The following is a 15567-nucleotide window of genomic DNA, read 5'->3' as shown; positions in this document are numbered from 1 at the left end:
TGGATCAAACGAAGTGGTAAGGAGTAAATTTAGCTGTCGATATAGGAATTGAGCGAACAAGCGAAAAAATTAACCGAAACGACCGGACACGTAATCGCGCGTGCGTTCATCGAGAGGACTGTTGAAGATTTGAGTGGTACCACCAAATTCAACCATTTGACCGATGCGACTTTCGTCAGTAGTAAAGAACGCTGTAAAGTCAGATACGCGCACAGCTTGTTGCATGTTATGGGTAACAATTGCAATTGTGAACTCTTCGCGTAATTGATGAATGAGTTCTTCTACTTTCATTGTCGCGATAGGGTCTAAGGCTGAACAAGGTTCATCCATTAATAGAATTTTTGGTTTAACGGCAATTGCGCGCGCGATGCAAAGACGCTGCTGCTGTCCTCCAGAAAGTCCTAAAGCGGATTTACCAAGTTTGTCTTTGACTTCATCCCACAGTGCGGCACCTCGAATTGCCGTTTCGACGATTTCATCGAGTTGCGCTTTTGGAACAAATCGGTCGATACGTAAACCGTATGCGACGTTATCATAAACACTCATTGGAAATAAATTCGGCTTTTGGAACACCATACCAATTTGGCGCCGTAACCGATTTAAATTAATGCGACGTTCGTAGATATTTTGACCAGCGAATTCAACGCTGCCTTTAACCTGAACGTCACCTTCTAATTCGCTAATGCGATTAAGAGTTTTGATAAATGTCGATTTACCACAACCACTAGGACCGATAATAGCGGTGACTTGATTTTGGTAGATATCCATTGAAATATTTTCAATGGCTGGTTTAGTCGTTTTAGCTCCGTAGTAAAACGTGAGATTTTTGACTTTGATAGCCGGGATTAATTTATTCATGTTTGCCCAAATTATGCGACAAAAATTGACAACACCACTTACTCATTACTTTGTTTTTTTGCTAGTAATCAAACGCGAAAGCAAGCTGATGCACAAAACTAAACCTAGTAGGACTATAGAGGTAGTCCAAACAAGTTGGTTTTTCTCTGGCGAGGGGTCGTTGTAGAGGTTAAAAATTAGTACTGGTAGCGAAGCAGTTGGGCCATTAAGGTCAGTTGACCAGTCCAAACTAAATAAAGCAGTGAAAACGAGCGGTGCTGTTTCGCCAGCGGCACGAGCTACAGCTAGTAAGACCCCTGTAGTAATACCAGGTACTGCCGCAGCAAGTACAACTTTAAACGTGGTCTGAAAACGGCTGCTACCCAAAGCCGCAGAAGCTAGTCGTTGAGCGTTTGGAATTAGCTTTAAGGCTTCTTCAGTAGTTAACGCAATAACTGGCAGCATAATAATTGATAACGCAAAACCACCAGCAAAGGCGCTGAATGATTTTGTAATAGCAACTACAACACCGTAAGCAAATACACCCACAACAATCGAAGGTACACCTGTCAAAATGGTGGTAATAAAACGAACAAAGTTAGCCACAGGATGGCTTTGACCAAACTCTGACAAATATATGCCCGTCATTACCCCTGTCGGAATACTTATGAGCGAAGCAATTGTTACCATGATTGCTGTACCGACTATTGCGTTAGCAATTCCGTTGTCAATCACGGCTGTAACAAACATTGCAGGTCTAAAACCGGAGAAACCCCGTATTATAATTTCCCACAATACTGATAGTAATGGAACAATTGCGAGTCCAGACAATCCGAATGCAAGCCCGTTCATAATATACGTGAACAGGCGCCGTGTAGTCGGTAAAGGACTGCACAATTCGTTCGCGAATGATGTATCAACTTGCGAATCTTGATAAGCACTCATGCTATTTTGGCTTTTACTTCGTAATATGAATGGATTTTTGATTTTTACAGACGTTACATGTGTACAGACGTTACATGTAACGTCTCTACTTGGTCTTGACTCCTAACCACTGCACCAAAAGGTTGGCAGCTACATTCACACCTAAAGTTAAAACAAACAATATTAGTGCCAAATAAGTTAAAGCACCTGTATGTAGCGGACTTAATGCTTCAGCAAATTCATTCGCAAGCACTGAAGGAATTGTATACGCAGGCGCCAGTAGTGAGGCATCGATTTGAGCCGAGTTACCTATTACCATTGTCACAGCCATTGTTTCACCCAGCGCGCGTCCTAAAGCAAGCATTGTAGCGCTGATAACTCCAGAAAGCGCTGTAGGTAATATAACTCGAAAAATTGTTTCCCAACGAGTGCTACCTAAAGCCATTGACGCACTGCGTAACTCTTTAGGCACTACTAACAATACATCTCGTGATATCGCTGCCAGTGTTGGCAAAATCATAATCGCCAAAATGATACCAGCAGTCAGCATGTTAAACCCAGCCGGGTTTTCAGTATTAAATAATGGTATCCAACCTAGGGTTTTGTACAAAGCGTTTTGAACTGGTTCCAAAACAGGAATAAATACATAGATACCCCACAAGCCAAGGATAACGCTGGGAATAGCAGCAATTAACTGGACAATAAATGCAAAAATGCTACGTATTGATGGAGGAAGAAAGTTTTCGCTAGTAATCAAAGCTACAGCTACACCAATAGGAAAAGCAAATAGAATTCCAATACCACTACTAACTAGCGTTCCGTATATATATGGTAGCGCACCAAACAATTCATTGCCCGTATCCCATTCCATACTTGTCAGAAACCCAAATCCAAACTTATCAATTGCTGGTTTAGCTTGCTGAAATACTATTAAACTCATCCAAAAAAGAATTAAAACAGTAATAGCAGCAAAAGCGTAAACAAACCATGTGAAAGCTTGATTAGTCCAGTAATTTCTTCCGCCGATAACTGTTAGGTCGAGATTAGCATCAACAGCATTGGAGGAATGCGTATATTTTGGGGAGACTGGTTCAGGTGTTGCCATTACAGTTTAGTGAAAATAAATTATTCTCATACAAGTAAGGTGGACTAAAGTCCACCCTACGTTCATGCGTTGGTTTTGTTTTAAGTAAGGTGGGGCTAATTATATATAAATGTCACCCCTTTTATTTTCCCTTTACCTAAAAAAATTACTTAACAGTGCTGTTAACTACGTTCAATACACGATTAACTACAGCAGGAGGAATTGATGTGTAGTTGAGGTCATCATTGATCTTTTGACCGTCTGTAAGTGCCCAGTTAACAAATTGCTTAATTGCAGTTGCTTTAGCAGCGTTGGGGTACTTTTTGTAAATCATCAGCCAGGTTAAACCAACGATTGGATAACCATCGTTAGGGTCGCCAACGAATACACGGAAGTTATCAGGGAAGCTAACAGTTCTTAATGCTGCGTTAGCACCTGCCAAAGAAGGAGCAACAAATTGCCCTTTCTTGTTCTGAACTTGCGCCATTCTTATGTTATTTGCTCTAGCATATTCAAACTCAACGTATCCGAGCGAACCTTGGGTACGAGATACTAGGTTAGCAACACCAGGATTACCTTTTCCTTTAAGTACGTTGGTAAGTCCTGCCCATCTTGGAGCTGTGTTGGCGCCAACTCTACCTCTGAAGTAGCCATTGATTGCGCTAAGGTGATTGGTGAAAATAAAGGTTGTACCACTGCTATCTGCACGTACAACTGATTTGATTGGAGTGCCAGGAAGATTTACACCTGGGTTGTCAGCTCTGATTTGTGGGTCATTCCAGTTTTTGATTTGACCAGAAAAAATAGCTGGTAAGGTCTTGCGGGACAACTTGAGGTTGTTTACACCAGGAAGATTATAAACCACTGCAACCGCACCACCAGCAGTAGGCACGAGGATAACGCCATTCTTGACTTTTGCAATATCTGCATCTGTCATTGCTGCGTCAGAACCACCGAAGTCAACGGTTCCTGCAATTACTTGTCTGATACCACCGCCACTACCAATTGCTTGGTAGTTAATTCTGAGGTTAGGGAACTTCTTACGAATTTCACGAGCATATCTTTCGTACAAAGGTGCTGGGAAGGTAGCACCTGCACCATTAAGAGTTTGAGTTTGTTGAGCTTGTGCTTGAGTAACTGTTGCAAACAATGGAGCAACAGCAACAGCAGCAGCTACTACTGAACTGGTAATTGCACGACCGAAAACGGTAGTATAAATTTTCATATTTCCTCGTATCTAGAATTTATTTCTGTTATCAACACAGACTAAAATTAAAGTACATGCTAACTGGTTAAGAATTGTTTAAGCATTTTCAAATTTCAATTTAAACTATATTTAAATTTTGATTTATAGAGATTTTATACAAAATTATATGTATTGTAAAAGACATTTAAATTAATATAATTTTATTCAAAAAACTAATAAAAAATAGTTTGTTTAATATCAAATTATTTTGATAAAATCATTCTAATATGCTGAATATATAAAGCTAATCATTTACGCTTCAGGGCAAGATATGATTTTGTGTAGGTTGGGTGTAAACGGAGTTTTCCCGCAGGGTAGGCTTTGCGTAACCCAACCTACGTTTTAGCGACATAATCAATAAAATATTTTTTAGTGAATCAAGTTCATCTATTTGATTATCAATTAGGTTGTCATCACATTTTTATTTGTAAATTTGCTCAGATAATTTTCTTTATTTCCTGTTGAAATAACTTGTTAAAATCTTTTATTAAATAATTATACTAAATTAATATATGTTTAATTCATCTTTCTCGAAAGATTGGTTGTCGGCTGTCAGGCAATTATCACCTTCGATGCTATTACTGTCTTTAACTTTACATGGGTTACTGCTATTAATGCCCTTATCATCTTTTACAGGAAGAAAAATACCCTACAGTAAAACAACACCAAAACAAGAACAAATATTTGTTTCCCAATCAAAATCGAGTCAATTTTTTAGCGATGACAAAGCGCTAGTCAAGCAAAAAGACTTGACGAGTACTCCTATACCCACCATTGACCCACAATTTACGTCACAGTTACCTTCTCTGCCCCAAGATGCACCAACGCAAACTCAACTACCAATACCAGAAATTGAAGCCACACCAACACTGCCACTTCCAGAGGCACTTCCAGAGGTAACACCAACTGTGGCGCCAGCTAATCCAGATGTCTCTTTTGCATCATTTAAAGAAGCACAGCAAGTCACCGACGGGACAGCAGCAGTTGTTGTGGCGCCAAAAACAGCTTCACCTAAAAAACAGAATGCCACACCCAAAGTACCCGTAAAAGCAAAAACCGTGACTCCAGTTACTTCACCAACGCAAGAACCACCAAAACCAGTGCCCACTAAACTGGCGCCTATCAAAGAAAGCATACCACCTGAAGCATTACCAAGCTCTCAAGAAAAAGAAACGTTTGATGGTGTCTTGAACAAACTCAATCAAGAGCTGAGTCTAAGCGAAGAAGTAAACTCTCAACCAGAGAAATTTTCTTCTGCTATAGAAATAGAACGCATTTACGGAACTGTTATAGACAAAACACCCGAAGAAGTAGCTGCAAATGTCATTAGTAAGTTAGAACTGCAAAGCTTTAAAGTATCCCAGCTTAATAACTATGCAGGTGGACTTGTTTATACAGTGACGAAAAATAAGTTCACTCAATACATCACTTTTACTGCTAATACTGACAAGACAGGAACGGTTATCATTATCTGGAGAAATTTATAAATCTTAAAAAAGTAATTTTGTCAAGTTCTATGCGCCCCATTATTGAACATGGTAGACTCAACGGCAAAGGTCGCCCTCTTCAAATATCGGCGCCGGGACAACCAAATAATGAAGCTAGTCAATTATCAATTGTTGCTTTTTATTTCGTTTAATTGCGTCTTCGCAATATCTACCGCAGGCGCCGAGATTATTCCCGATGCGACTCTGCCTAGCAACTCAAAGTCATCACAAACGGATAGTATCATTACTATAAGTGGTGGTACACAAGCTGGCGCGAATCTGTTTCACAGTTTTTCCCGTTTTAACATTCCTACAAATACTGAAGCAATTTTTAACAATTCTGCGGTAGTAAAAAATATTATTACGCGCGTAACAGGAAGCAATGCATCACAAATCGATGGACTAATATCCACTACAAGTAAAGCGAATGTCTTCTTAATCAATCCGAACGGTATTATATTCGGTGAAAACGCGCGTCTTAATATTGGCGGTTCCTTTCTTGCTAGTAGTGCGATAAATATAAAATTTGCCGACGGTACTATTTACTCAGCACGTCCTGCACCAAATACTCCACTTTTAACAGTTAGCGCACCAATAGGACTTGATATTGGTAATAACTCCGGTGCAATAACCGTTCGAGGTCAAGGACATGATTTGAGTGGAACACCATTCCGTCGTAAAGACTATAATACTGGTTTACAAGTTGAACCCGGACAAACTTTGGCTTTAGTGGGTGGTAAAATCAACTTGGATGGAGCAATATTAACGGCGCCAGGTGGACAAATTGAGTTAAGTAGTATTAAAGAACAAGGAACCGTAAGTATTAATACAAATTCAGGATTTAATCTTGGTTATCCAGAAAATCCTAACTTCGATAATATTGAACTATCGAACAATTCACTTATTGATGTGAATGGGACTTCGAGTGGTGTTGTGAAGATTTATGGTCGTCAAGTTAATTTTCAAGACGGTTCGCTTGTTTGGTTACAAAACCGAGGAATGGGACAAGCTGGTGATATTGATGTTTTGGCATCGGACAGTTTAAAACTCACTAATACTACAGTCAATGGTATTCCTAGCGGTCTTGTAAATGAAACTATTGCAGCAGGCGCCAGTGGCAATATTAATATTACTACACCTTTGTTAGATATTCATAATGGTGCTGTGCTGGCAGCAAATACATTTAGTACTGGTATTGGTGGTAATATTAATATTACCGCCCAATCGATGGGTGTTTTTGATTATTCTCCTTTTTCTACTCGTACAATTAGTACTGTAAGTGCTTTTGCTTATTCCGAAGGCAACGCTGGTAATATTAATATTTCTGGGCAGTCACTATCAATATTTGGCGGTGGTTTTATTGGGTCAGTGACAACTTCGAGCGGCGCCAGTGGTAATGTAAATATTAAATCTGAAAATATTCAAATTTCTGGAAGGGCGCCTGCTGGTGATGTAAGTAATATTACTTCTTCAAGTTGGAGAAATGGTAGTCCTGGTAAAATTAATATTGACACAGCAAGACTAAAAATATCTAATGGAGGTTTAATATCCTCTTCTAGTTTTAGTAACAGTTCTGCTGGAAATGTGACTATTAATGCCTCTGATAGTGTGGAAGTTACTGGTAAATCTGGTTCGACTACAAGTCAAATACGCTCGGCAGTTCGTGTATTTGGTTCAGAATTAGAAGATAAAAACCAAGCTGCGATTATTCGTAGTCAGTTAAAACTACCTGATGTTCCCCAAGGAAATGCAGGAGATGTAACAATTAATGCACGCAATTTACAAGTAAGTGATGGAGCAAGAATTAGCGTTCAAAATCAAGGTATCGGAAATGGGGGAATGCTTTATATTAATAGTAATTCGCTTGTAGTTAAAGACAAAAGTAGCATTACAGCAAACACAGCATCAGGTGTAGGTGGTAATATTCAGATTAAATCGACAGATGTGCGTTTGCAAAACAATAGTAATATTACAGCTACTGCTGTTGGCAATACAGGTAGCGGAGGAAATATTAATATTGACACAAAAAATCTTGTGGCACTAGAAGACAGTGATATTATTGCAAATGCTCAAGCAAGTTTTGGTGGTAGAATTACTATTAATGCTATAGGAATATTTGGCACACAGCCTAATAAAAATTTAACATCGGAAAGTAATATTACAGCAACATCGCAGCAAGGAAGTTCATTCAACGGAGTTGTTTCGATAAATGCATTTAACTTTAACCCAAATATAACAGCAATTGAATTACCCTCTAGCATCACCCAAGTCACAGACCAAATTACTACAGGATGTGCAGCCGAAGCTGGAAATAGATTTGTAGCAGTTGGTCGGGGTGGACTACCCGAAAATCCTACAGATGCTTTAAGAGGTGAAACAATTTGGTCAGATTTAAGACCATTACAAGAAAATACAAATAGAATCAGTAAAATTATTACATCTTTACATACGGAGGCGCCTGAAATTATTGAAGCAACAAATTGGGAACTAGATGCATCAGGAAATATAGAACTAGTAGCACGCTTCCCCCACCAAAAAAACCAACTTGCTCTCAAATGCACAAACCAATCGTCGTAATAAGCACTTTAGTGCTTACTAGAGTCTTAAAATCCAACTTGCGAAAGCATCCAAGCATACTCAAACGCAGTATCTTTGAGTTCTTCATAACGACCACTGGCGCCTTGATGACCTGCTTCTAGGTTAACTTTTAGTAGTAAGGGATTATTATCTGTTTTGAGGGTGCGTAATTTAGCAACATACTTTGTAGGTTCCCAATATCCAACTTGACTCTCATTAATACTGGTGGTAACAAGTATTGAAGGGTAAGCTTTACGCGCCAAATTATCATAAGGACTATAAGAGCGCATGTAACTATAGGCAGGTTTTTGATGCGGATTGCCCCATTCGAGATATTCTTCGGTAGTTAGTGGTAAGCTTTCATCCCACATTGTGTTCATAATATCTACGAAGGGTACATCAAGATGTGCTGCTTTGAAAAGGTCAGGACGCATGTTTACCACAGCACCAACAAGTAAACCACCTGCACTACCACCACTAATTAGCAAACGGTCTTTAGATGTCCAATTGTTACTAATTAAATATTCGCCACTGTCGATAAAATCATTAAAGGTATTTTTTTTCTTCCGAAGCTTACCGTCTTCGTACCATTGCTTGCCTAATTCATTTCCACCACGTACATGAGCAATGGCATAAATCATACCTCTATCAAGTAAGCTAATTAAATTGCTATCAAATCTTGCTTCTTCTCCTAGACCATATGCACCGTATCCGTAAAGAAACAAAGGCGCCTTACCATTAAGTTTTATTCCTTTACGATAAACTATAGATAACGGTACTTTTATACCATCTCGAACTGGCGCCCATACTCTTAGCGTTGTATATTTAGTAGCATCGTAATTTGGAACTTGTCTACGCTTGATTACTTTTTGTATACCTGTAGCAAGGTCTTGTTCGTAAACGGTTGATGGTGAAATTAAGGAGGTGTAGGTGTAGCGGAAAGAATTAGAATCAAAGGATTGATTGATAGCATCAGTTTTACCATCTTGGTATAACCCTAAAGTTGCTGTATAAGCACTTTCAGGGAAATTAACTTCACGCCATTTTTTGGTTTGAAAGTTATATACAATAAATTGATTTAAACCAAGTTGTTTCTTCGATACGACCGCAGAATCTTTATATAAATCAATATCTTCTATAAGTATATTTTGATTATGCTCTACAAACTCTTGCCAGTCGGCGCCATTAGATTTGCCAACGGGTGCTGTTACAATTCGATTATTAATTAGTTTTTGATTCTTTCTATTTTTATTAGTAACTATATACCATAACCCATAACGGTGTTCAACTGAGTATTCATGTCCTTTTGCACGTTTAGAGATGACTTTTAAATTGGTATTAGGGTTGGCTGCATCTAAGTAATGCGTTTCGCTAGTATCTTTACTACTCACTGTGTATAAAATATACTTTTTGTCTTTAGTGCGACTAACTTGTGAAACAAATTCTACGTCTTTTTCTTCGATGACTTTAACAGGTTTGCTTCCTAATTTGAGGCGCCATAATGTATTCGCACGGTTAGTAATTGGGTCTTGAGTGACATAAAATAGGGTATTATTATTTGCCCAAGTTAGGGAACCAATATTTTCAATCGTTAAAGGCAGTATTTTTCCGGTTCGTAAATCTTTGATTTGAAGATTATAACGAATATCACCTTTTGTATCAATTCCATAGGCTAGTAAATTACCATCATCACTAACATCGAACATGCTAATATTCAAATACTTTTCGCGTACAGCTATTTTGTTTTCATCGAGTATAATTTCTTCTTTTGCGTTCGCAGTTTTCTTCTTGCGGCAATGGATAGCGTAGTTTTTGCCTTTTTCGTAGCGTGTGTAGTAATCATAGTTACCTTCACTCACAGCTACACTAGTTCTATTTTCTTGTATTCTTGATAGCATTTCCTGATACAGCTTTTCTTGCAGAGGTTTCAGGTTCGCTGTCATTGCTTCAGTATATGCATTTTCGGCTTTGAGATATTTCAAAACTTCAGGGTTTTGTTTGTCGCGCAACCAAAAGTAATCATCGCGTATAACTTCACCGTGACGAACTTCTTCGTGGGGCTTTATTGGCGCCAGTGGTGGTCTTATAGACGCCTGTTGGGCCAGTGATAGAGGTAGATTGTAGAGTAAAAGTGAAATACTTATTATAATCCCCCGAAGTTCGGGAGATTTAGTTCTATTAAATTTTGACATATCAAACAACAAACAGCCATATTCTTGGAAAATTTAGTATACGGCGCCTGTTGGACACTTGTCTGTAAATTTTATTTTTCTTCCATATGCTCGGCTAAAGAAGTATATAAAGTTACAATATGATCGTCTGCCAAAGTGTAATAGACATTGCGACCTTCACGACGGTAGTTAACCAAACGCATTGCTTTTAATAAACGCAGTTGATGACAAATAGCAGATTCGGTCATTTTTGTGACTGCGGCTAAATCACAAACGCATAATTCTTGTGATGCCAGTGCGGAAATTAAACGCAGACGATTTGTATCTGCTAGCAGACTAAATACTTCTGCCATCTGCTGCGCTTTGTCAGTTGGTAATATTTGTGACTGTATAGAGCGCACGCTTTCTAAGTGTACTAAATGGTCGTCACACTTTGGCGCCTCTAGTCGTTGAGACAATTCGACACTTTCTTGGCGCTTGCGTTTACTCATATATCTAAAACTATCTATGGTTACTTATATTTGTATATCAAGTATAACAATCAAAGTCATCGATATTTAACAATTGAACAATTTCTCAAGAATGCGATAAAATATCTATTGCGGTAGAGCCGTTACATGTAACGTCTCTACATTGAATAATCGTGAAAATCCTCACCATCAAGTTCAGAGAAAACTAATAGTGTACTTTCTGGAGCATAATCAGAAACAGCCATCATCGCGGCAGCTTGCAATTGTCGTTTTTGCTCTATGCGCGATAAGTTTCTTTCTTGATTGATTAATTTTAAAGCTGCTTCTACTATAATTAAGTGGTCTTCAAGGCTCAAATTAGGAAGAACCTGTAAAATTTCTTGTGTATTCATAAGCAATCTTTTTTACTCAACCTCGTTAATCAGCAGTTTTTTCTGATACCTGTCCCAATTTTACTACCGTTTTCTAAAATTCACATGCCATTGCGCGGTTATCTTCTTCAAAACTAATTAATTTTAAATGTTCGGGGTTTGCGATGAGTTGCTTCGAGAGTAAAAATGCAGCTATCGACCAAGTTTGATAACGACGCGCTTCTTTACCAATGAGGCGCCCGTTTTTACCATCATAATATTCGGGGAATAAGTCTTTACCTAAACGTGCTTCGGTAAGTTTAATGGCATTTTCTGCAAGTTGAATATTACCTGTTTTAACTGCAGCAGCAACTAAAAACCATAATAAAACGGGCCAGTTACCTCCATTATGGTACGACCAAGGTACATTTTTAGGGTCAAAACCAGTAAATAATTGCCAGTCGCGGTCTTCTACTGCGGGGAAACAAATCTTCATGGGCATTTGTCCCACTAAATCATCCCAACGGTTTGCTACCAAAGTTAAAATATTACTCGATTGCTCTTTTGTTGACAGCGAAGTAATTACCGACATTAAATTACCTAGCGTAAAGAAACGAAAGTCTATTAAACCGGGGCCAATATTTCCGGCAAAATATCCACCTTCATCAGGAAGCCAATTTATAAACCAAGCTGGTATAGAAGAAGCATAAATATTAAACTTGTTAACTGCGCTGATGCCAAACTCTTCACCTTTATAATGATAAATTTCGCTCAAGCGTTGCATATCAAGCCAGTAATAGCTTCGCATATGAAAAGCTAAATGACCTAAACGTTCAATTACTGCTGTACGTATACCATCTAAGTCGTTTGGTAACAATAATTCTTCTGCCGACCGTAAAGCGGCATAAAATAAAGCTTGAATTTCTAATGGGTATCCATACACACCCATCCGACGGTCAATCATAAATGAACCATCGGGTACTAACAGTGTAGGATACATATCAAACCGGGTTTCCAAACATAAACGCAATATCAAACGCATTCCATGCTGAAAGTCACTGCGGTTTGCAAGCGCTAAATCTCCTGTTGCTTTTACATAAGCGCGTAGCAAAATCATCCACCATAAACACGAGTCGATAGGAGTGACTCTTGCTATAGCATGTTCACCAAAATCGGCAATTAGAACTTCTCCACCACCGCGTAACTCTACCTTGAAACTAGCAGGCATTAAACCGAGTCCTGGTTTAAAGCAGTCCATTCGTCGTTCTTGGCTTTGCAGCGTTAAGGTTATTTCCAAGAAATTACGAACTATATCTTCTCTGCCTGTTGTTAAAAAGACTAATGCTGATGATACAAAATCGCGCACAAAACACTGGTCATAGTTGAGCGCAAGTGCATCTCTATCACGCGCGGCAATCGTTCCTACTGCTTGCCCTTTATAGTACATAATACTCGCTTCAAGGGCTTTTTGAGCATCTTCAACTAAATTTTTGTACGTCGGCATGAGTTGTATAAATGAAGAAGAAAGTTAAACTAATACTGTGGTTAGTTAAATTATTGTATTTATTTACGTGATTTTATAGTGTTAATAATTACGAATGTACCTAAATTTATGTTAAATTTAAATTAAGGTGCAATTTACAACGGATGTAGCGGTGGATTATCTGTGTAGTAAAGATAATAACTATAGCGCGCGGGAAAATGATAAGTAGGTAGATAGAGGAGATGAGGATTGTATGGCATCTCAATTAGAAACTAAATGGTTATTATTACTTGATATGAAGCGAAAATGGGTTTTAATGCCGATATATGGAGTTATAGTACTGTTAATTCCCATTAGCTTTGCATGTAAACCTCTAACTCCAGATACTAATGATGATAAGCAAGTAAATACTTTAACGAATGTTGCGATTTACGAACAAAATAATGGTAGACAACCAGTCCAGGCAAAACTGTTCGCGAAAATTGCTCTTGGATATGAACTCATCGGACAGGAGCATAAAGCTTCAAAGCTATTAATTCCAGCTATTCAAACTTCCGAAAAAAATCAGTCTCTTTATATCAAAAGTGGCTTGTTAGAGGAATTAGGCATCATTTACATAAAAATGGGGGAGTATGATAAAGCACTTCAAACCGCGAAATCTCTCCAGATATATGAATCAAGCGAAAAAAATATTCCTTTAAAGCGTATAGCTGTTAAAATGGCAGAAGCTGTGCAGTACAATAAAGCGCTTACTATTGCTTCTTTAGTATCAGTAAATGGGGTCAGTTCAAGCTATGAACCTATTGTGGTTTCTAGGTCTACTACGGAGGCTAATATTGCAATTTTTTATGCACGGGCTGGACAAAAGCAAAAAGCAGCACAAGTATTAGCCCAAGCATTTGAAAAAGCTGATAGCAAGGCTGAAAAAGCTTTTATTGCTGTATCTTATGCACAAGTAGGGCAAAAGGCAAAAGCTTTACAAATTCTTTCTGATGCTTCTCAGAACGCATTGACAACACATGATAAAACTGCTATCGCTGTAAGCTATGCCCAACTAGGAGAAAAAGCTATAGCAGAAAAGCTTTTAGCCGAAGCATTTGAACAACTTAATCAGCAAAAAAAGCGAGATGACTATTCTTTAGCTAACATTGCAATTAGTTATGCATCAATTGGAAAATTTGGTCAAGCTTTTGCAACTGCTAAACTGATTAAAAATTACGCTAGTCCAGAAGATTATAAAAACGCTTTATACGTCACTCCGGATGGTTTAATTAGCGGCGCCATGTCAACAGATGTATTTGCAGAAATTGCGAAAAAATCTGCTGCGGAAGGAAAGTTTGAGCAAGCTCTCGAAATTGCTAAATACATCAAATGGACTGGTAATAAAGCTGAGGCGATATCAAAAATCGCTGTTGAATATGCGAAAGTTGGAAAATACGAGCAAGCTTTTAATATTATCAAAGATTTAACTGAAAATGGAGGAATTCATAGAGATGAGGCTCTATCAAAAATTGCTGTTCAACATGGAATCAAAAGACAGTATAAAGAAGCTTTTCAATTAATTCAAAAAGTTCGCTCAGAAAATTACAAAACTGAAGCATTATCGAGAATTGTTGAGCAAGCAAGACTAAAAGAGCCAGCAAATGTTGCTATTCAGGTATTATCTCAAGCGATGGAAACTGCTCAAACTCTTAATCGGCATGAAAAAGTTGATGCATTAACTATGCTTGCTATAAATTATATAAAATTAGGGCAAAAAGATAAAGCCGAGACATTACTTGCACAAAGTTTGCGTATTGCTGAAAACATAAATCAGTAATATCATGTCCGGCTGATTACCCATAATTACCACATTACGTAGAGACCGTATTAATTCGGTCTCTACAACGATTTTATTATTTATACTACCTTCGCAATCTGTAACCTATACCTCTAACTGTTTCAATTCGATTGCTGCCAAATTTTTTTCTTAAATGTCCAACATATACGTCAACTATATTTGAACCTGGGTCGTAGTCATACCCCCAAATTCGGTTTAATAATTGTTCCCGACTTAGTACTTGCATGGGGTGACGCAAAAATACTTCTGCAAGGATAAATTCGCGGGTGGAAAGTTCTACTAAGTTATCTCCTACCCAAACTTGACGTGTTAGCAAGTCTAAACAAATATCACCAACTCTTAATGTAGTGTCTTCTTGTTGACGGGGAATATGACGGTTTCGCATTTGTACGCGAACGCGCGCTAGTAGTTCTTCAAAGCGAAATGGTTTGGTAATATAATCATCGGCGCCTCCTTCTAACCCTGCAACTGTATCATCTACGGTATCACGGGCTGTTAGTACAATAATTGGTAAGGTTTCTCCTCTACCACGTAAGTTTCTCAACACATCAAAACCGTCTCGGTCGGGTAAACCAATATCTAAAATTAGTAAATCAAATATTTTACTGTCAGCAACGTTTATAGCTTCACTACCAGTTGCTACTATCGCTGTTGTGAACCCGTGTGCTTGTAACCCTGTTTCCAAGAAGGAACTAATGCGGGGATTGTCTTCGGCGATGAGTATTTGGTTCATGCGTTGCTGTTTAGAGCATAGAACTAATATATAACGATAGTTATAGTACCACAACTCGGGAGTGTGTATGGGTCGGCGCCCTAAGTAGAGACGTTACATGTAACGTCTCTACAAGGTTTCTCAACCACTAGATAAATTTGCTTTAATTACTTGATCTCCATCCGGACGACTTTCATCTTGATTGCTCGAATCATCAAACATCTTTAAGTTATCATCCTTGCTCACTTTATCATCGCTTATTGGCGCCGCTTCTGGAGCATTGGGGTCAATAGTGCGAGGTGGTTCCTTCGCATTGGAAAAATCAATCTTAGCTTTTTGCTCTTCGTGTGCCATAAATTACTTTAAACATGATTACACCTATAGTG

At 38.4% G+C, this 15567-nt stretch carries 13 protein-coding genes; 3 read left to right on the top strand and 10 right to left on the bottom strand.

Features of this window, described 5'->3' with window-relative positions; all coding sequences use genetic code 11:
* Positions 1 to 69 precede the first annotated feature (69 nt).
* From pstB to pstS, 4 genes are all read right to left on the bottom strand, one after another.
* Positions 70 to 858 carry a phosphate ABC transporter ATP-binding protein PstB gene (gene pstB, locus DSM106972_RS18970; protein ID WP_127082163.1) on the bottom strand — a complete coding sequence of 263 codons (789 nt, stop codon included), beginning with the start codon at positions 856 to 858 and terminating at the stop codon, positions 70 to 72.
* Between the two features lie 45 nt (positions 859 to 903).
* On the bottom strand, positions 904 to 1782 hold the full coding sequence (gene pstA, locus DSM106972_RS18965; RefSeq protein ID WP_127082162.1) for a phosphate ABC transporter permease PstA: 879 nt from the start codon (positions 1780 to 1782) through the stop codon (positions 904 to 906).
* 85 nt (positions 1783 to 1867) lie between these two features.
* Positions 1868 to 2866, bottom strand: a complete 999-nt coding sequence (gene pstC, locus DSM106972_RS18960; protein WP_127082161.1) for a phosphate ABC transporter permease subunit PstC — start codon at positions 2864 to 2866, stop codon at positions 1868 to 1870.
* Between the two features lie 145 nt (positions 2867 to 3011).
* Positions 3012 to 4070 (bottom strand): phosphate ABC transporter substrate-binding protein PstS, encoded by a 1059-nt coding sequence (gene pstS, locus DSM106972_RS18955; protein ID WP_127082160.1) that lies wholly within the window; start codon positions 4068 to 4070, stop codon positions 3012 to 3014.
* Between the two features lie 533 nt (positions 4071 to 4603).
* Between pstS and DSM106972_RS18950 the strand changes: the two genes are divergently transcribed.
* Positions 4604 to 5578, top strand: a complete 975-nt coding sequence (locus DSM106972_RS18950; RefSeq protein WP_127082159.1) for a hypothetical protein — start codon at positions 4604 to 4606, stop codon at positions 5576 to 5578.
* 48 nt (positions 5579 to 5626) lie between these two features.
* Positions 5627 to 8155, top strand: a complete 2529-nt coding sequence (locus DSM106972_RS18945) for a two-partner secretion domain-containing protein (RefSeq protein WP_127082158.1) — start codon at positions 5627 to 5629, stop codon at positions 8153 to 8155.
* A 26-nt stretch (positions 8156 to 8181) separates the two neighbouring features.
* On the opposite strand, the gene DSM106972_RS18940 is transcribed toward DSM106972_RS18945, so the two are convergent.
* The 4 genes from DSM106972_RS18940 to DSM106972_RS18925 form a co-directional block, all read right to left on the bottom strand.
* Positions 8182 to 10347 carry a S9 family peptidase gene (locus tag DSM106972_RS18940; protein WP_127082157.1) on the bottom strand — a complete coding sequence of 722 codons (2166 nt, stop codon included), beginning with the start codon at positions 10345 to 10347 and terminating at the stop codon, positions 8182 to 8184.
* Between the two features lie 71 nt (positions 10348 to 10418).
* Positions 10419 to 10817, bottom strand: a complete 399-nt coding sequence (locus DSM106972_RS18935; protein ID WP_127082156.1) for an ArsR/SmtB family transcription factor — start codon at positions 10815 to 10817, stop codon at positions 10419 to 10421.
* A gap of 137 nt (positions 10818 to 10954) precedes the next feature.
* Complete coding sequence (locus DSM106972_RS18930) at positions 10955 to 11188, bottom strand: hypothetical protein (protein ID WP_127082155.1); 234 nt, start codon at positions 11186 to 11188, stop codon at positions 10955 to 10957.
* 73 nt (positions 11189 to 11261) lie between these two features.
* The gene (locus tag DSM106972_RS18925) at positions 11262 to 12650 is read right to left on the bottom strand and encodes a glycoside hydrolase 100 family protein (protein ID WP_127082154.1); all 1389 of its coding nucleotides are present in this window, start codon (positions 12648 to 12650) and stop codon (positions 11262 to 11264) included.
* A gap of 232 nt (positions 12651 to 12882) precedes the next feature.
* On the opposite strand from DSM106972_RS18925, the gene DSM106972_RS18920 reads away from it, so the two are divergent.
* A complete protein-coding gene (locus tag DSM106972_RS18920) occupies positions 12883 to 14448 on the top strand; it encodes a tetratricopeptide repeat protein (protein WP_127082153.1) in 1566 nt (521 codons plus the stop codon).
* 85 nt (positions 14449 to 14533) lie between these two features.
* On the opposite strand, the gene DSM106972_RS18915 is transcribed toward DSM106972_RS18920, so the two are convergent.
* A complete protein-coding gene (locus tag DSM106972_RS18915; protein WP_127082152.1) occupies positions 14534 to 15202 on the bottom strand; it encodes a response regulator transcription factor in 669 nt (222 codons plus the stop codon).
* 120 nt (positions 15203 to 15322) lie between these two features.
* Positions 15323 to 15535 (bottom strand): hypothetical protein, encoded by a 213-nt coding sequence (locus DSM106972_RS18910; RefSeq protein ID WP_127082151.1) that lies wholly within the window; start codon positions 15533 to 15535, stop codon positions 15323 to 15325.
* Between the last annotated feature and the right edge of the window lie 32 nt (positions 15536 to 15567).

This window comes from Dulcicalothrix desertica PCC 7102 (assembly GCF_003991905.1).
In the GTDB taxonomy this organism is placed as follows: domain Bacteria; phylum Cyanobacteriota; class Cyanobacteriia; order Cyanobacteriales; family Nostocaceae; genus Dulcicalothrix; species Dulcicalothrix desertica.
The sequence above is the reverse complement of the archived record's forward strand: the minus strand, read 5'-3'. Positions and strand labels throughout refer to the sequence as shown.